This is a genomic window from Halobacillus salinus, from assembly GCF_004684905.1.
Classification (GTDB): domain Bacteria; phylum Bacillota; class Bacilli; order Bacillales; family Halobacillaceae; genus Halobacillus; species Halobacillus salinus.
Genome location: NZ_SRJC01000008.1, coordinates 34405 through 51425, shown reverse-complemented (window position 1 = coordinate 51425; position 17021 = coordinate 34405). Strand labels below are relative to the sequence as shown.

The following is a 17021-nucleotide window of genomic DNA, read 5'->3' as shown; positions in this document are numbered from 1 at the left end:
CAAACTTTTGGGTGTCGTATGAATGCTTAGGCTGGAAAAAACGGTTCCGAAACAAGGAAAAACCCTGCAGCTTATTCTTCTGCAGGGTTTTCGTCTTCGTGCTTTTTCCACATGTAGTAATTATACAGCGCCTGGCCAACGGACAACAGGATAAGCCCGATCGTCACCAGCACATTCACAACTATAGAATACGGAGATATTGTGAAAATCAAAATGATCGCAATCACGCCCATCCACGACGTATTCAATGTGCGGATGAATTTCCTTCGGTAGCTCAATTTGAAGTAATTGTACGCAAATCCCTCATCCTTTTTCTCCTTCCCTTTGTACCGTAAGGAGAAAAAAATGCCCATCATGGTGAAGACGATCACCGGTATGATGATGTTTATTAAATCAAAAATACATGTCCCTCCTTAGAACCGTTCAAGCTCTTCTAAATAAAAACGAAGCCGCTCCTCCACTTGATGCTTCGTTCCATAACGGATGACTTCCTCCCGGCTCATCGCATCCAGACCCAAGAGTTGATGATGTTCGAACGCCATCGTCAGCAGCTTGATGAACACTTCGATCCGGAGTGCATCTTTTTTCTTCTCGGAACCATCGGTGTAGCCTTCGACAAACCCGTCCGCATTCGCTCGGAGCTTGTCCTTATGTAAATCATAATTCCCTTTCTTGTACCGCTCCGTATTATGGAACTGCGGAAACAACAACGTGTAGTTGAACACGTGATTGGCCGCGAGCGACGTGCCGGTAGCAAGCAGCGGAAACGGATCGATCATCTTCGCCCCGTTTTCCGTGAAAAGGATATTCTCTGGTGACGTGTCCTGGTTGGTGAAAACGATCTTCTCTTGGTCGATGGAACGGTCGGAAAGCAGTTCTTCTGCTTTCGTTTTCACTGCTTCTTTATCGAATGGATAGGAGCTTGTTAAAATGGTTTCTAGCTCTTCCTTATATTCCTCTGTTTCTTGGATGAGAAACTCTTTTGCGTCCATATCATACGGACCTTTCAAAGCGCCGTCCTCCATCACCAGATAGCCCATTCCAGGATACGGTGCGTCCAATTTTTCGAGCTGCACGAAACACTCGCCGAGCTCCAGACCATACTGTTTCGCCTCTTCTACCGATTGATGTTCTAGTGGAATGGTTCGTCCGACATATGTCTCGAGCGTATAGGTCAAATCTTCGCTGACATAGTAAGTGAAATAATCTGGACAAATGCCCTCAACAGCATGGTTCGCCTGTTGATAGAACGCCTTCGTCCCTGCATATTCCGCTTCGAGCTCGTCCCGGTTGAACACCACTTTCTTATCATAGGCTTTCTTTTTCGGAATCCGCAGGACAAGCTTATCTTTCTCTAAGAAATACGCTTCGTGCCACGCACCCTCCCCGAGTCGTGTGATGCTTTGCTCGGTAATACCTTCCCGTGCCAGCGCCTGCTGGACTTTGTCGCTTACTAACGTCATAGAACGACCTCCCCTCGCTCAAGCTTACCATAATAAAAGGGAAATATTTCATTCTAATGTCGGTTTTGACGTCGTAATCATCGTCACAAGCGCCACGCTCAGAACCGCCATCGCGGACAAAAGCAGCGTCTCCGTCGAAAACAAATATCCACTCATCCCGATCACAACCGCATCGATCAGAAAAATGACGAACCCGACATTCAAGCGCGACACGTCCGCAATCATCTGCGCCAACAGATCCGTCCCGCCCGTGCTCGTATCATTCCGGAGCATCAACCCAATCCCACCACCGACGAACATCCCACCCGCAATCGAACTCATCGCTGGATCGAGAGGCAAATGATACGGACGCAAGATATGAAACACATCTATGAAAAAAGACGAAATGAGCAATCCGTGCAAACTATTATAAAAATACAGCCGGTACCGGAACCACGCCACCAAGAAAATCGGTACGCTGCACAAAATGATCGTCAGCCCCACTTTGAGCCCCCACACATAATTGAAAATCAGTCCGACCCCGATCATCCCACCGTCCAATACGTGATCGGGAATGAGAAAAAAATTGATTCCAAGCGAAATCAACGTACTTCCGAGTATAATCATCATGGCTTTTTTGAGGAGAGGTTTCATCAGACAGGCCCCCTTTGCTTAAAGGTATGCTTGTCTGGCTTCTGTTAGAAGGTTGAGGGAGCGTAATCGCCGAAATGTTCTTTCCCCCACCAAACCAATTTCACAAAAAAAGACCGCCCCAGCAGGGCAGCCTTCTCCTCATTACTCAGCACGCTTCTCATGAACACGATCAAGCGCCAGCGTATAAGCATCGTTACCATAGTTCAGGCAACGTTTGACACGGGAAATCGTTGCCGTCGAGGCACCGGTTTCCGTTTCGATTTTATGATAAGTGAAGCCTTCACGCAGCATGCGCGCGACTTCTAAACGTTGAGCGAGCGACTGGACTTCGTTCATCGTCGCCAAGTCGTCGAAGAATTCGTAGCACTCTTCTACGTTCTGAAGCGATAGAATCGCTTCGAACAGCTGGTCCAACGTCTTTCCGCGTAGTTTATCAATTTGCATGTTATTGACCCCCTTCGTTCAATACTTCAACCGTCGAGCTTTCTTGTATGATGTTCACCCACGTCTGACCTGGTGCGAAAGACAGGGCCTCTCCATCTTTATAAGGCAGGATGCGTCCATCGACGTTCTTCCACTGGACTTCCTGCATGGTTCCTTTTTGTAAAAGGTAAGCGTCTCCGCCGGACGTGAGGTCGACCGATCGTCTGCCGGCACTGTCGATGACATTGTGCTCGGTGCGGACGATGAAGACGTTGTCGAGTGCGATGCGTTCACCGTTCGTGCGGTCCATCGTCGGTGCTCCGTCGCTTGAGCGCAGATACTGTTCGCTGTCTGCATCGTAGTCGTAGCTGACGATTTCGCGGTCATAGTACGTCACCTTCACGTTACCGGCTTCCGTTCCGGCTGGAGAGACGTCCTCTGAGAATGGCAGTGCAGGCACTTCTTTTTCCGCTTCGTACCCTTGTTCCGCCAATGCTTGGTCGATTCCACTGCTAAGCAGGAACGAGTTATGCGGCGCGGCACGCTCGGAGTCGCGCTCGAACAGCCAACCGTTATTGTCGTATCCGGCACCGTCCAAATAATCGATTCCGCTCGCTGCCACTTTTTCATTGATGGCCGCGGATGCGCCGTGGTACGTGTAAACGGCATCGAAGCCGTTTGCCAATTCGAAGTAATACGGACGCGCACTGCGGACGGGACCGATCTCGTCCGGAATATCGCTATGGAACAGCGCTAGGAAACGGGTGATCTGCCCTTCTGCCAGCACTTCATACACGACATCGGCCTGACTCAATCCGGACTGCGGACGCGCTTTCGTATGGTTATTCACCATCACCGAAAGGACGCGGTGGTCGACACTGTCGTTGGTCGGCTCACCAGTCAACGGATAGACGTTCTCGAACGTCTCCTCGACGTCTTTCTCTTCTGTCACGACGTCCGCCTCTTCGGTTTCGGTCGCTTCTTGCGGCTCTTCCTGTTCTGCTTCCGGCTGCGATGCGCCCGCTTCATTCGAGCAGGCAGCAAGCAACATCAGGACAAGGAAGAAGCCGAATGTTGTAAGCTTTCTCACTGAATAGCACTTCCCTATAAAAGATTCTCTTCTTATAGTTTAACGCATTATCGCGGGGAAGAGTACCTCTTTCTTTTTCACATCCATGATTCCACGTGGTGTAATCCTTGTGTATGGCAGGTGGACGGAGGATAAGAAAAGCAATGTGTATACCGGATCGCCGTAGCTGAATCCGTGCGACTTCAGATGTTGCTTCAGTTTATCTTCTTCCTCGATCAATCGAGGCAGTGGTAAATCAGACATCGTTCCGCCTAGTGGCAGCGGTAATTCGAAGACGATTTCGCCTTTATCAGCAAGTACGATTCCGCCCCCGATCTCCTTCATACGCTCGAACGCGATTTGCAGATCGGATTTCGATTTTCCGATGAAAATGATATCACCTGTGTTGGAGTACGAGCTGACGAGCCCACCTAAAGTTTGCGTGAACCCTTTCAGGAACGTATTGATCTTCCACTCGCCTTCGCGGTCCATCAACATCAAGAGCGCTTCGTTATGCTCCTCTGACAAACGATCGACGGATGCATCGATATCAATCGGATACGGCTTCATGATGACATCGTTGACCATCTCAAGCCCGACCGGCATGGAAAATTGCATATCGCTATCTTGCAGATCCCAATCCATTTCGAGCTTGCCGATACCGTTCTTCTCCCACTCGATCTCCGTTTCTTTATCGTCGACCCATTCGCCCTTTGCGATCACCTCAGCAGGTGTCGGGTCGTTCGGATCTTTCAGGAAATTGAGGTGTGCGATGCGTCCGACATTCAAGCTGCCGACGCGGTTGTCAATTCCGAAGTGGCGCGCAGGTTCGAACGTTGCCATCATATAGGCATCGATCGGCGGTACCCCTTTTTCAATCGCGATGCGGATGCATTCATTGATCAGTCCTTCACGATAGAAGCCAGGCGTCGAGCCGTCGGTCGTGAACATCATGTGACTGAAATGGTCGTGCCCTTTTTCAATAAGACCTTCGATGATCTCCGGCAAGTCTGGTCTGATCGACGAGTAGCGAAGACCCGTCTGGTAGCCGAGCTCGAGCCGCTTCAGCACGTCATCTGCGTTCATCGACTCGTGCTCGGAGTTCATGCCTAATAAGCGCATCTTCGCTAGCGTTTTCTCAGAAGCCCCAGGCAAATGCGCCTCTAGCGGCTTGCGGGCGCGCTTAGTTTCCTGCATCCAATGAAGGATCTGGTCGTCACCGCCGTACAAGACGTCCGGCCACGCCGTAAGTTCGCCTCCCTGGATGACGGCATCATGCTCGATCCAGTCCGGGATCTGTTTTTCAAAGGCATCCTGGTCGTCCTCTCTCAAGGCCGACTGCGAATCGAACCGCGCCCACCAGTACATCGTCGCCGGCACGTTCATGAACTCTTCTAAAAGAGAAAACGCTTTCGCTTTGTCCGTTAAAAAAAGCCACATTAAGTTGTCATTCACCAGCGTGGTTGTACCGGTCCGAGTCGCATATTCAGCGAGACTCTGGGGATTATATAACTGAAAAGGATGCGCATGGGGCTCAATGTAGCCCGGCACGACATAGCGGTCCTTTCCATTGATGATTTCCGTACCTTCCGTATTGTCAGGGAGTTTCTCGCCTGTATATACTATACGATCTTCATAGAGCCATATATGTCCAGACATCCATTTTTTCAAATAGACGTTCAGATAAGTAGTGTTTTTGATCAGCTTGGTTGGAGCCAAGGCGCCGTCAAGCACCGACGCATGTTCGCGGAGCTGACGATTCCGCCAACGAAACCGTGTCTCATTCATGGAGTGCCCTCCCTTGTATCAATTACGACTATTTTATCACAGACGACCGTTAGGAGGAAGTGAACCGTGAAACCGAATATTGGAATTGCAAACGCTATGGTCCGCATCACCGCTGGCTTCAGCATGCTTACGTTCCTGACGATCCGTGCCGCGAAACGTCGCGATGCATCGATCCACCCGATTTGGATCGTCCTGTCCTCGATGAAAATCGCAGAAGGCATCGTCCGGTATTGCCCGATGAAAGCCGCTTACGAAGAACTTGCGACGGAGACGGACGGGAAAGAGGAAGGCTGGGGTCAGGAGTATGATTACGATCCGGATGAAGATAAGGATGCTTGCCGTCATTTGTAAAAAGAGTTCGCGAGAGGTTTTGGCGCGAGTTTTGTGATTTGTGCGCGATTTGCGCGCGACTTTCGCGATTTGCGCGCGACTTCTGCGATTTGTGCGCGACTTCAGCGGTTTGCGCGCGACTTTCACGTTTTGCGCGCGACTTTCACGTTTTGCGCGCGACTCAAGCACGACACAGCACCACCCAGCAATAAAAAAATAACAAAGGACGGGCCAAAGCCCGTCCTTTCCTTAAAAGGATGATTCACATGTATATTTGGGAGTATTTCACCGATGTCAGCTTCGTGATCATAACAATCATCGGAACAATCGCCGCCTTATTTGCGGTGGTGACTCATCGACGCCGTAACCGATGAAAGTCCGATATCGCGGCGGTAAAAGAAGTCTTTGTTACCGTCGAACTGCTGCAGGTGATCATAGACATTTTCCAGCGCGACCGGCAGATTCGCGGCTTCCGATCCGACTAATAGGACTCGGCCGCCGTTGGATACATAGCCGTCTTCAGAAACTTCTGTTCCGGCATGCACGGTAAAGGTCGCACCGCTATCCAACACGGGTACCGGGCGTCCTTTTTCGTATGCCCCAGGATAGCCTTTCGATGCGACGACGACGCCTGCGCACGTGGCGTCTTTCCAGCGAAGCTTGGGATTGCGTCCTTCGAGCACGTCGACAAACACTTGCTCGAGATTGTTCTCAAGCAGTGGCAGAACGACCTGCGTCTCCGGATCGCCGAAGCGGGCGTTGAATTCGATCACTTTCGGTCCTTCATTCGTCTCGATCAGTCCGGCGTACAGAATCCCGACGAATGGACGACCCTCCGAAACCATCGCGTCCGCTGTCGGTTGCAAAATGGACTCGACCGCAAACTCATACGCTCCCGGCTCCAAATTCGGTACCGGAGCGAAGGCGCCCATGCCTCCAGTGTTCGGACCGCGGTCTCCCTCAAACGCACGCTTGTGGTCGCGCGCAGTGATCATCGGGTAGACATCGCGGCCGTTGACGAACGCCATCAGCGAGAACTCTTCCCCTTGCAAAAATTCTTCTACGACGATTTCGCGGCTCGCCTCACCGAACTGCCCGTTCACGAGCATCTCCTCAGCAGCGTCCAGCGCTTCATCGAGCGTCTGCGCGACAACGACACCTTTTCCGGCTGCCAGTCCGTCTGCTTTCACGACGATCGGCGCACCTTTTTCACGAATATACGCTTTCGCAGGCTCCACTTCGGTGAAAGCTTCATAGGCTGCGGTCGGAATATCGTAGTCCGCCATCAATTTTTTCGCAAAATGCTTGCTGCCTTCGATCAGCGCTGCCGCCTTGGAAGGGCCGAACACACGAAGTCCTGCCTCTTCAAAGCGGTCGACGAGTCCTTCCAAGAGCGGGTTCTCTGGTCCGACAATCGTCAGGTCGACTGCGTTTTCCTTAGCAAAAGCGACGAGCTTCTCCTGATCGGTTTCGGGAATCGCGACACGTTCCGCTTCCACGCCCGCATTCCCCGGCGCCGCATACAGCTTCGATACGCCTTCGCTTTTCGCGAGTGTCTGGATCAAACTATGTTCTCGTCCACCTCGTCCAATCACCATCACCTTCATCGATTACTCCCCCTTAGTGTTTGAAATGACGCATTCTTGTGAATACCATCGCAACGCCGTGCTTGTTGCAGGCGTCGATTGAATCTTGGTCACGCTTCGATCCACCCGGCTGGATGATCGCCTTCACGCCTGCTTCTGCAGCTGCTTCAACGGTGTCCGGCATCGGGAAAAAGGCGTCGGATGCCATGACGCTGCCTTGTGCTTGTGCGCCCGCTTGGTCGAGTGCGATTTTCGCAGCACCGACGCGGTTCATTTGACCTGCGCCGACGCCGAGCGTACGGTCGTTCTTCGCAACGACGATCGCGTTCGATTTGACGTGCTTAACGACTTGCCAAGCAAGCTGCATATCGTGCATTTCCTGGTCTGTCGGCTCACGGTCCGTCGCAACTTCAAGCTCCACATCGTGAAGCGAGCCTTCGTCGGTATCCTGAACGAGCAGTCCGCCGTGGACGCTCGTCAGCTTGTGCGTCTGTGCTTCCGGTCTCTTCATGTCGACCGTCAACAGTCGCAAGTTCTTCTTCGTCGTCAAAATGTCCAACGCTTCCTGGCTGAAGGATGGAGCGATGATGATCTCAAGGAAAATCTCTTTCATTTTGGCTGCCGTGTCGGCGTCCACTTCGCGGTTCAGCGCGACGATTCCACCGAAAATAGAAATCGGATCGCCTTCGTACGCTTTCGAGTAAGCGTCGAACAACGTCTCACCAACACCTGTGCCACAAGGGTTCATGTGCTTTACGGCAACGGCTGCTGGCTTGCTGAATTCTAGAACAACTTCGAGCGCGGCGTTAGCGTCCTGAATGTTGTTGTAGGAAAGTTCTTTTCCGTTCAACTGCTCGGCGGATGCGAGCGATGCACCGGAGAAGTTCGCTTTCTTATAGAAAGAAGCAGTCTGGTGCGGGTTCTCTCCGTAGCGTAGCGATTGTACTTTCTCATACGTTACCGTGTACGTCTCTGGGTACGGTTCTTCGGTTAAGTATTCGGCGATCATGGCGTCGTAGTTTGCCGTGTGACGGAACACTTTTGCTGCAAGCTGACGGCGCTCCTCCGAAGTGAGCTGGTCGTTTTTCAGTCCTTCGACCACTTTTTCATAGTCGGCTGGGTCAACGACGACTGTTACGTCTTCAAAGCTCTTCGCAGCAGAGCGGAGCATCGTCGGACCACCGATGTCGATGTTCTCGATCGCTTCCGCTTCGGTGACGCCCTCTTTTGCAATCGTGTTCTTGAACGGATACAAGTTGACCGCGACAAGGTCGATCGTCTCAATGCCGAGCTCTTCCAGCTGGCTCATATGACTTTCGTTCGAACGCTTTGCCAAAAGGCCGCCGTGAACGGATGGGTGCAGCGTCTTGACGCGGCCGTCCATGATTTCCGGGAATTCGGTCACTTCGGAAATCGACATCACGGGTACGCCTGCTTCTTCGATGGCGCGCTTCGTTCCGCCTGTGGAGACGAGTTCGTAGTCTAGTTCGTGCAGGTTTTTGGCAAATTCGGCTAGGCCGGTTTTATCGGATACGCTCAACAGCGCTCGCTTCTTCATTGAGATTCCTCCTTGACGGGTAATGATTGGATGACGCGCGGGTAGAGCTTGTGCTCGACCGCTTGGATTTTCTTCTGGACCGCTTCTCTCGTATCATCCGGTTCGACCCGGACCGCTTCTTGTTCGATGATCGGCCCGGTGTCCATACCGTTGTCGACAAAGTGGACCGTGACTCCGGTGACTTTGACCTTTTTGTCCAAGGCTTGACCGATGGCATCTTTCCCGGGAAATGCTGGTAAGAGAGAAGGGTGAATATTCAATATACGATGCTCGTACGCCTCTAGTAAAGTCGGGCCGATCAAGCGCATGAAACCCGCGAGAATGATATAGTCGATGCCGCGAGATTGTAAGTCTTTCAGCAACACTTCTTCATAGGCCGCTTTACTCTCGTAGCATTTCGAGTTGAAGACGACGGTATCGATATGGTGCCGCTGCGCTTTCTGGACGACAGGGGCTTCGATTTTGTCACAGACGAGCAAGGAAACGTTCGCGTCGAGCGTCCCTTCCTTGATGGCTTGCAGGATTGCGTCGAAATTCGAGCCGGTCCCGGATGCGAAGACTGCTAGATTCATTGCCATTCGATTCCTTCCTGATCTGTGACCTCACCGATGACGCACGCCTCTTCCCCGGCCTGCTTGAGTGCTTCAAGCGACGTGTCGACATCTTCTTTTGCGACAACGGCTACCATGCCGATGCCCATGTTGAACACTCCGTACATTTCGTCTTCCTCGATATTCCCTTTTTTCTGTATGATGTCAAAAATAGCCGGACGCTCCCAGGCCGTGCGGTCAACGCTTACGCCGAGTCCGTCTGGAAGGGCGCGCGGAATATTTTCATAAAATCCGCCTCCGGTAATATGGGCGATGCCTTTGATCGTCACCGCTTCTTTGAGCGAACGGATCGCATTCACGTAGATGCGTGTCGGTTGGAGAAGTTCTTTCCCGTACATCTTGAAATCACCGATGACACGACGCACCAAAGAAAAGCCGTTCGAATGCACGCCTGATGATGGCAAACCGATCAGCACATCTCCTGCCTGTACGTTCTCCCCTGTAATGATTTTCTCTTTATCGACCATACCGACGACGAAGCCAGCGAGGTCATACTCATCCAGGTCGTACATTCCAGGCATCTCTGCCGTTTCTCCGCCGACGAGCGCTGCACCGGACTGCTCACAGCCGTCCGCGATTCCCTTAACGATCTGCTCGATCCGCTTCGGTTCGTTCTTCCCACAAGCTATATAATCGAGGAACAAAAGGGGATCTGCGCCTTGGGCGATGATGTCATTGACGCACATCGCGACGACGTCGACGCCGATTGTGTCGTGCTTATCAAGTTCGAACGCAATCTTAAGCTTCGTACCGACACCGTCTGTTCCGGTGACGAGGACAGGATGGTCGTAGTTCATGCCGCCGATATCGAACAGGCCGCTGAACGCACCGAGACCTCCGAGCACTTCCGGTCGCATCGTGCGCGCGACGTGCTTCTTCATACGGTCGACAGCTTCATAACCCGCTTCGACATCGACACCTGCTTGTTTATAGGATTGACTCATCGATGAACTTCCTTTCGTTACGCCTTTTCATAAGGGTGGGCGGTATTCGGGTAGATTTCGGTCGGATAGTTGCCGGTGAAACAAGCCATACATCCGCCGTGTTCCAAGGATTCCTGTCCTTCATAAATGGCCTCATTCAAGCCTTCCGGAGTAAGAAAAGATAGACTGTCCGCTCCGATGATTCGCTCGATTTCTTCGATCGAATGGTTCGCTGCAATCAACTCTCCGCTGTTCGAGGTATCGATCCCGTAATAGCAAGGATTCTTGATCGGCGGCGAAGCGATACGCACGTGCACTTCCTTCGCGCCAGCTTCCTTCAGCATCTTCACAATGCGGCGGCTCGTCGTTCCGCGCACGATCGAATCATCGACCATGACGACACGCTTACCTTCTACAATCCCGCGGACCGGCGACAGCTTCATTTTCACCCCTTGTTCACGAAGTTCCTGTGACGGCTGGATGAACGTGCGGCCGACGTAGCGGTTCTTGATCAGACCGAGCTCATACGGGATGCCCGCTTCTTCTGCGTATCCGATTGCTGCTGAAATACTGGAATCCGGTACGCCTGTTACGACGTCTGCTTCGATCGGTGCTTCTTTCGCGAGTGATTTCCCCATCCGTTTACGGGACGCGTGTACGTTTTTCCCATCAAGGTCGCTGTCTGGTCTGGAGAAATACACGTATTCCATCGAGCAAAGCGTTCGCTGGATCGGTGCTGAGAACCTTCTGGATTCGATGCCTTCATCCGAGATGATCAACAGTTCTCCTGGCTTCACTTCGCGCTCATACGTTGCGCCGATGATATCGAAGGCACATGTTTCAGACGATACGACCCATGAATCACCAAGGTAACCGAGGCAGAGCGGGCGCAGTCCACGCGGATCATTGGCGACGTACATCGCCTCTTCTGTCATCATCAAGAAAGCGTAGGCGCCTTTGATCATCGTCAATCCTTCACTGATTGCATCCGCCAGCGGCAAGTGGCGGGCGCGCTTGATCAAGTGCGCGACCACTTCCGTATCGGATGTCGTCTGCAGGATGCTGCCTTGTGCTTCCAGTTGACTCTTCAATGCATGCGCATTGACTAGGTTTCCGTTGTGCGCAAGTGCGAATCCGCCTGTCTGCGAACGGAACAACAGCGGCTGGATGTTCTCATAGCCGCCGTCTCCTGCTGTCGCATAGCGGACGTGACCGATTGACGCCTTGCCATGCAGTTCCTTCAATTGATCTTGGGAAAATACATCATTGATCAAACCGTGTCCTTTGTGCAGCTTCAGCTGTTCACCATCCGTTGTAACGATGCCAGCCCCTTCCTGCCCGCGGTGTTGCAAGGCGTGAAGTCCGTAATACGTCAGCTGCGCGGATTCCGGATGACCCCAGACGCCGAAAATCCCACATTCTTCGTTTAAGCCTTTGATTTCACCAAGCATGGAATCGCTCCTTCCCACGATGCTTTAAGCGCTGATGTCTCTTCTTCCACGACCGTTTCACCTTCCGATACGATGCGATATGCGCCGTCTTCTGTGACCGTTCCGATCGGCTTCACGCCACGGATCAATGCTTCGAAGTCTTCTTGGTTCTCTTGTTTCACTGATACGAGGAAACGCGTCTGGGACTCAGCGAACAAAGCAGTCGTCGCATCCCCTGATACGTTCACTTCACAACCGAGGTCGTGTGCGAATAGACTCTCTGCAAGTGCGACACCAAGTCCGCCTTCTGCCAAGTCATGCGCGGACTCTACAAGCCCCTTCTGAATAGCGGTGCGGATCTGGTTTTGACGGATCATCTCTGTGTTCAGATCAAGGGCAGGTGCCTTACCGAAGTGGCGTCCTTCGAGCATCCCTTGCAGTTCGCTTCCGCCGAATTCTGCTTTTGTTTCCCCTATTAGATACACAAGGTCGCCTGCTGCTTGGAAATGAGAAGGCGTGATGTGATCGAGCTTCTCAATCAGTCCGACCATACCGACGATTGGTGTCGGGTAGATCGCCTGACCACCGAATGATTCGTTGTAAAGCGATACGTTACCACTGATGACAGGTGTCGATAGGATGCGGCACGCTTCGCTCATGCCGTCGACGCTTTTCTCCATCTGCCAAAAGATTTCCGGGTTTTCCGGTGAACCGAAGTTGAGTCCGTCGGTAATACCAAGTGGACGTCCGCCGGAACACGTGATGTTGCGAGCTGCTTCCGCTACAGCGATCTGTCCGCCTACTTCCGGATCGACATATAGATAGCGGGAGTTACAGTCGGTCGTCATCGCGAGCGCTTTTTCCGTGTCGCGGACGCGGATGACCGCTGCGTCGGAACCTGGTGCGAATACTGTATTCGCCTGCACCATCGAGTCGTACTGGTCGTAGACCCACTGCTTGCTTGCGATCGTCGGTTGCTTCAATAACTGGTGCAGTGTTTCTTTGTGATCTGTGATTTTCGGCATGTAATCGTCCATCGCCTGGAACTGTTTGTAGTATTCCGGCACGCGGGACGGCTGGTGATAGACAGGTGCGTCTTCGGCCAAGTTGTCGACTGGTACGTCCGCCACGATTTCGCCTTTATGCACTAGCGTGAAGCGTTGGTTGTCCGTCACTTCTCCGACAGCGACCGCTTCCAAGTTGTACTTGCGGAACACTTTAGCGATCTCTTCTTCTCTTCCTTTTTCTACAACAAGAAGCATACGCTCTTGGGATTCAGACAGCATCATTTCGTACGCCGTCATGTTCTCCTCGCGCTGTGGGATGAGATCAAGGTTCATCTTCATGCCGGTTCCGGCTTTACTCGCCATTTCACTTGCAGACGACGTAAGCCCCGCTGCTCCCATGTCCTGGATCCCGACAAGTGCGTCGTGGTGGATGACATCCAAGCACGCTTCGATCAATAGTTTCTCCATGAACGGGTCGCCGACTTGGACGGATGGGCGTTTTTCTTCTGACTCTTCCGATAATTCTTCGGATGCGAATGTCGCTCCGTGGATCCCGTCACGACCGGTTTTCGCTCCGACGTACATGACCGTGTTGCCGATTCCTGCCGCGATCCCTTTTTGAATATCCTTATGATCGATCAGACCGACGCACATCGCGTTGACGAGCGGGTTGCCGTTGTAGGCATCATCGAACTGGACTTCTCCTCCGACCGTCGGCACACCGACGCAGTTACCGTAGCCTGCGATGCCGTGAACGACCTCTTCGAACAAATACTTCACACGTGGACGCTCGAGGGAACCGAAACGAAGCGAGTTCAATAAAGCAACCGGGCGAGCACCCATCGAAAAGACGTCACGGAGGATTCCGCCGACTCCAGTCGCTGCGCCTTGATACGGCTCGACCGCGGACGGGTGGTTGTGGCTCTCTACTTTGAAAACGACAGCCTGTTCGTCACCGATATCGATGATCCCTGCACCCTCTCCTGGACCCTGCAAGACTTCAGGTCCTTCTGTCGGGAACTTTTTCAAAAGGGGTTTGGAGTTCTTGTAGCTGCAGTGCTCGGACCACATGACGGAGAACAGCCCCGTTTCCGTGTAGTTCGGCAGGCGTCCGAGAATCTTCTTGATGGACTGGAATTCCGCGTCAGACAAGCCCATCTCACTGTATAGGCGGTCTTGTTCGATTTGTTGTGGACTGATCTCAAGCATTGATGGCATGTGTATTCCTCCAGTGTGTCAAAATCGATTGAAACAGACGCAGGCCGTCCTCGCTTCCGAGTAACGTCTCCACCGCGCGTTCCGGGTGTGGCATCATGCCGAGCACGTTGCCTTCTTTATTCGTAATGCCGGCGATATCACCGACGGATCCGTTCGGGTTATTTTCATAAGTGAAAGCGATTTGGTTGTTCGCTCTCAGCTCTTCAAGCGTTTCGCTATCGCAGTAATAGTTGCCTTCTCCGTGCGCGATCGGAATGCTGATGACTTCTTTCGCTTCGTATTCGCGTGTGAACATCGTCTCTGCATTCTCGACGACCAAGTTCTCGAAGTGGCACATGAACTTCAGCTTCTCGTTCTTCAACATCGCACCTGGTAAAATCCCCATTTCGAGCAGCACTTGGAATCCGTTGCAGACACCGAGGACAGGTTTCCCGTCTTCTACTGCTTGGCGGATCTGTTCGATCACAGGAGACGTCGCTGCAATCGCTCCTGAGCGCAGGTAGTCTCCGTAAGAGAAACCTCCTGGAAGAAGGATCGCATCGTATCCGCTTATATCCGCTTCTTTATACCAGACAAGGTCCGCTTCCGCTCCGAGCGCGTCTTTCGCTGCATGATACATATCGCGGTCACAGTTCGAGCCTGGGAATACAACGACTGCAAACTTCACTTAGACAACCTCCTCGATCGTGTAAGAATAGTCTTCGATGACTGGGTTAGCGAGCAGTTTGTCACACATCTGATCGACCTCTTTATCGATGTCCTTGGAATCTTCGATCATCAGTTCCATGTACTTTCCGACGCGGACGTCTTTCACGCCTCCGAATTCAAGTGATTCCAATGAGTTCTGGACAGCCTTTCCTTGTGGGTCAAGAACTCCCTCTTTCAATGTGATGTACACTTTTACTTTGCGCATGTGTATGCCTCCAGTCGTTGTAATATATTTTCGTATGTTTCGATCAAGTTTCCGATATTTTCGCGGAATACGTCTTTATCCATTTTGTCTCCCGTTTCGATGTCCCAAAGCCGGCATGTGTCAGGAGAGATTTCATCTGCGAGGACGATCGAACCGTCTTCGACCCGGCCGAATTCCAGTTTGAAATCGACTAGTTGTAAACCGACATCCTTGAACAAAGCCTTCAGCTGCTCGTTGACCTCAAGCGCCATTCCTTTGATCTGCATCAATTCCGATTCCGTTACATCGGTCAGATGATAGGCATGAGCGTCGTTCAGGATCGGGTCATTCAGTTCATCGTTTTTGTAAAACAGTTCAACAATCGGTGGGGTAAATGGTGTTCGTTCTTCAATGCCGAGGCGGCGGGTGATGCTGCCGGCGGCGACGTTACGGACAACGACTTCGAGTGGAACGATCGTCGTTTGGTGGACGAGCTGTTCGGTGTCGTTGAGAGATTGGATAAAGTGGGAGTTGATGTCGTGCTGGTGCAAGTATTCGAATACTTTCGAGGTGATCAGATTGTTCAAACGGCCTTTGCCTTCGAACGCATCTTTCTTCTTGCCGTTAAAGGCAGTAGCGTCGTTCTTATAAGACAAAATCAACTGCTGTGGCTGATCTGTCGTGTAGACTTTCTTCGCTTTTCCTTCATATAAAAGAGAACCTTTCATCCTGTGCACCCCTCTTGGTAGGAAGTCCCCCGCATGACGCGGGGGCTGTGATTCTTACAATCCGATACGATCAAAAATGCGATCTACGTTCTTCAAATGGTGCTTATAGTCGAAGCAGGCATCAAGCTGCTCAGTGGATAATGTTGATGTGATGCGCTCATCTGATTCGATCAAGTCGCGGAACGGTACGCCGCGCTCCCAGGAATCCATCGCTTTCGGCTGGACGAGGTCGTACGCCTCTTCGCGCACCATGCCTTCGTCGATCAGCGTAAGTAAGACGCGCTGAGAGAAGATGAGGCCAAATGTCTTCTCCATGTTCTCCTGCATGCGCTCCGGGAACACCGTCAAGTTCTTCACGATGTTAGCAAAACGGTTCAGCATGTAGTTCAGCGCAATCGTCGCATCCGGAAGAATGACACGCTCAGCGGACGAGTGCGAGATGTCGCGCTCATGCCAAAGTGGTACGTTCTCGAACGCCGTCAGCATTTCCCCGCGCAATACGCGAGCCATGCCGGTCATGTTCTCTGAACCGATCGGATTACGCTTATGCGGCATCGCGGACGAGCCTTTTTGACCTTTTGCGAAAAATTCTTCCACTTCTCGCGTCTCCGTCTTCTGTAAGCCACGGATTTCGACAGCAATTTTCTCGATGGAAGTCGCAATTAATGCAAGTGTCGACACGTAATGCGCGTGGCGATCACGCTGCAACGTCTGCGTCGATACAGGAGCCGGCTTCAAGCCAAGCTTCTCGCATACATGTTCTTCAACGAACGGGTCGATGTTCGCATACGTTCCGACCGCGCCGGACAGCTTTCCGACTTGGATATGTTCAATTGCAAGATCGAGACGCTCCAAGTTACGCTTCATTTCTTCGTAATACAGCGCAAGCTTCAGACCGAACGTCGTCGGTTCTGCGTGTACGCCGTGCGTGCGTCCCATCATGACGGTATGTTTATGTTCTTGTGCTTTTTCACCGAGGATGTCGATGAAACGGACAAGGTCTTGACGGATGATGTCGTTCGCCTGCTTCAGCTGGTAGCTGAGTGCTGTGTCGACAACGTCTGTTGATGTCAGTCCGTAGTGGACCCACTTCCGTTCTTCGCCGACCGTTTCGGAAACGGCCCTTGTGAATGCCACCACATCGTGACGGGTTTCCGCTTCGATTTCGTGGATACGCTCGACATCAAACGATGCACCTGCGCGCAGTTTCTCTACATCTTCTTTCGGGATGACGCCTAGTTCGCTCCACGCTTCACAAGCTAAAAGTTCAACCTCCAGCCACGCGTTGAAGCGGTTTTCTTCTGTCCAAATCGCACCCATTTCGGGTCTTGTGTATCTTTCGATCATGGTTATCCTCCTCGT

The 17021-nt window shown here is 52.2% G+C and carries 18 protein-coding genes; 2 read left to right on the top strand and 16 right to left on the bottom strand.

Annotation, left to right across the window (positions count from 1 at the left end):
- Positions 1-71: 71 nt before the first annotated feature.
- From E4663_RS18050 to E4663_RS18025, 6 genes are all read right to left on the bottom strand, one after another.
- Positions 72-278, bottom strand: a complete 207-nt coding sequence (locus E4663_RS18050) for a hypothetical protein (RefSeq protein WP_135328664.1) — start codon at positions 276-278, stop codon at positions 72-74.
- Positions 279-413: 135 nt separating this feature from the next.
- Positions 414-1463 (bottom strand): hypothetical protein, encoded by a 1050-nt coding sequence (locus E4663_RS18045; protein ID WP_135328663.1) that lies wholly within the window; start codon positions 1461-1463, stop codon positions 414-416.
- A 48-nt stretch (positions 1464-1511) separates the two neighbouring features.
- Positions 1512-2096 carry a YitT family protein gene (locus tag E4663_RS18040; protein ID WP_135328662.1) on the bottom strand — a complete coding sequence of 195 codons (585 nt, stop codon included), beginning with the start codon at positions 2094-2096 and terminating at the stop codon, positions 1512-1514.
- 141 nt (positions 2097-2237) lie between these two features.
- The gene (locus E4663_RS18035; RefSeq protein ID WP_079478661.1) at positions 2238-2540 is read right to left on the bottom strand and encodes a YerC/YecD family TrpR-related protein; all 303 of its coding nucleotides are present in this window, start codon (positions 2538-2540) and stop codon (positions 2238-2240) included.
- A 1-nt stretch (position 2541) separates the two neighbouring features.
- Positions 2542-3609, bottom strand: coding sequence for a DUF3048 domain-containing protein (locus E4663_RS18030; protein WP_135328661.1), 1068 nt, complete (start codon positions 3607-3609; stop codon positions 2542-2544).
- 39 nt (positions 3610-3648) lie between these two features.
- Positions 3649-5376, bottom strand: a complete 1728-nt coding sequence (locus E4663_RS18025) for an adenine deaminase C-terminal domain-containing protein (RefSeq protein WP_135328660.1) — start codon at positions 5374-5376, stop codon at positions 3649-3651.
- Between the two features lie 66 nt (positions 5377-5442).
- Between E4663_RS18025 and E4663_RS18020 the strand changes: the two genes are divergently transcribed.
- Positions 5443-5727 carry a YgaP family membrane protein gene (locus E4663_RS18020; protein WP_079478658.1) on the top strand — a complete coding sequence of 95 codons (285 nt, stop codon included), beginning with the start codon at positions 5443-5445 and terminating at the stop codon, positions 5725-5727.
- Between the two features lie 236 nt (positions 5728-5963).
- Entirely contained in the window at positions 5964-6080 is a 117-nt protein-coding gene (locus E4663_RS20375; RefSeq protein ID WP_367946414.1) for an EYxxD motif small membrane protein, read from the top strand.
- Here E4663_RS20375 and purD read toward each other — a convergent pair.
- Genes purD through purB form a run of 10 tightly spaced genes read right to left on the bottom strand, consistent with a single transcriptional unit; the run spans position 6042 to position 17006 of the window.
- Positions 6042-7313 (bottom strand): phosphoribosylamine--glycine ligase, encoded by a 1272-nt coding sequence (purD, locus tag E4663_RS18015; RefSeq protein ID WP_135328659.1) that lies wholly within the window; start codon positions 7311-7313, stop codon positions 6042-6044. The two genes, E4663_RS20375 and purD, sit on opposite strands and share 39 nt — an antisense overlap.
- A 13-nt stretch (positions 7314-7326) precedes the next feature.
- Positions 7327-8850: a bifunctional phosphoribosylaminoimidazolecarboxamide formyltransferase/IMP cyclohydrolase gene (gene purH / locus E4663_RS18010; RefSeq protein ID WP_135328658.1), complete on the bottom strand. Its 1524-nt coding sequence runs from the start codon at positions 8848-8850 to the stop codon at positions 7327-7329.
- Positions 8847-9422 carry a phosphoribosylglycinamide formyltransferase gene (purN, locus tag E4663_RS18005; protein ID WP_079480827.1) on the bottom strand — a complete coding sequence of 192 codons (576 nt, stop codon included), beginning with the start codon at positions 9420-9422 and terminating at the stop codon, positions 8847-8849. The genes purH and purN overlap by 4 nt, the downstream gene beginning before the upstream one ends.
- On the bottom strand, positions 9419-10405 hold the full coding sequence (purM, locus tag E4663_RS18000) for a phosphoribosylformylglycinamidine cyclo-ligase (RefSeq protein WP_135328657.1): 987 nt from the start codon (positions 10403-10405) through the stop codon (positions 9419-9421). Before purM ends, purN begins: the two co-directional genes overlap by 4 nt.
- Before the next feature lie 17 nt (positions 10406-10422).
- The gene (gene purF / locus E4663_RS17995) at positions 10423-11835 is read right to left on the bottom strand and encodes an amidophosphoribosyltransferase (RefSeq protein WP_135328656.1); all 1413 of its coding nucleotides are present in this window, start codon (positions 11833-11835) and stop codon (positions 10423-10425) included.
- Positions 11811-14039, bottom strand: coding sequence for a phosphoribosylformylglycinamidine synthase subunit PurL (gene purL, locus E4663_RS17990; protein WP_135328655.1), 2229 nt, complete (start codon positions 14037-14039; stop codon positions 11811-11813). The genes purF and purL overlap by 25 nt, the downstream gene beginning before the upstream one ends.
- Positions 14023-14706, bottom strand: a complete 684-nt coding sequence (gene purQ, locus E4663_RS17985; RefSeq protein WP_135328654.1) for a phosphoribosylformylglycinamidine synthase subunit PurQ — start codon at positions 14704-14706, stop codon at positions 14023-14025. The genes purL and purQ overlap by 17 nt, the downstream gene beginning before the upstream one ends.
- Positions 14707-14952 (bottom strand): phosphoribosylformylglycinamidine synthase subunit PurS, encoded by a 246-nt coding sequence (gene purS, locus E4663_RS17980; RefSeq protein ID WP_079478651.1) that lies wholly within the window; start codon positions 14950-14952, stop codon positions 14707-14709.
- Positions 14940-15659, bottom strand: coding sequence for a phosphoribosylaminoimidazolesuccinocarboxamide synthase (purC, locus tag E4663_RS17975; protein ID WP_135328653.1), 720 nt, complete (start codon positions 15657-15659; stop codon positions 14940-14942). The genes purS and purC overlap by 13 nt, the downstream gene beginning before the upstream one ends.
- Before the next feature lie 54 nt (positions 15660-15713).
- Entirely contained in the window at positions 15714-17006 is a 1293-nt protein-coding gene (purB, locus tag E4663_RS17970) for an adenylosuccinate lyase (RefSeq protein WP_135328652.1), read from the bottom strand.
- Between the last annotated feature and the right edge of the window lie 15 nt (positions 17007-17021).

Coding starts and splice junctions, on each gene's coding strand:
- E4663_RS18045 (WP_135328663.1), bottom strand. CDS start 1,463: ATGACGTTAGTAAGCGACAAAGTCCAGCAGGCGCTGGCACGGGAAGGT.
- E4663_RS18040 (WP_135328662.1), bottom strand. CDS start 2,096: ATGAAACCTCTCCTCAAAAAAGCCATGATGATTATACTCGGAAGTACG.
- E4663_RS18035 (WP_079478661.1), bottom strand. CDS start 2,540: ATGCAAATTGATAAACTACGCGGAAAGACGTTGGACCAGCTGTTCGAA.
- E4663_RS18025 (WP_135328660.1), bottom strand. CDS start 5,376: ATGAATGAGACACGGTTTCGTTGGCGGAATCGTCAGCTCCGCGAACAT.
- E4663_RS20375 (WP_367946414.1), top strand. CDS start 5,964: ATGATTCACATGTATATTTGGGAGTATTTCACCGATGTCAGCTTCGTG.
- purD (WP_135328659.1), bottom strand. CDS start 7,313: ATGAAGGTGATGGTGATTGGACGAGGTGGACGAGAACATAGTTTGATC.
- purH (WP_135328658.1), bottom strand. CDS start 8,850: ATGAAGAAGCGAGCGCTGTTGAGCGTATCCGATAAAACCGGCCTAGCC.
- purN (WP_079480827.1), bottom strand. CDS start 9,422: ATGAATCTAGCAGTCTTCGCATCCGGGACCGGCTCGAATTTCGACGCA.
- purM (WP_135328657.1), bottom strand. CDS start 10,405: ATGAGTCAATCCTATAAACAAGCAGGTGTCGATGTCGAAGCGGGTTAT.
- purF (WP_135328656.1), bottom strand. CDS start 11,835: ATGCTTGGTGAAATCAAAGGCTTAAACGAAGAATGTGGGATTTTCGGC.
- purL (WP_135328655.1), bottom strand. CDS start 14,039: ATGCCATCAATGCTTGAGATCAGTCCACAACAAATCGAACAAGACCGC.
- purS (WP_079478651.1), bottom strand. CDS start 14,952: ATGCGCAAAGTAAAAGTGTACATCACATTGAAAGAGGGAGTTCTTGAC.
- purC (WP_135328653.1), bottom strand. CDS start 15,659: ATGAAAGGTTCTCTTTTATATGAAGGAAAAGCGAAGAAAGTCTACACG.
- purB (WP_135328652.1), bottom strand. CDS start 17,006: ATGATCGAAAGATACACAAGACCCGAAATGGGTGCGATTTGGACAGAA.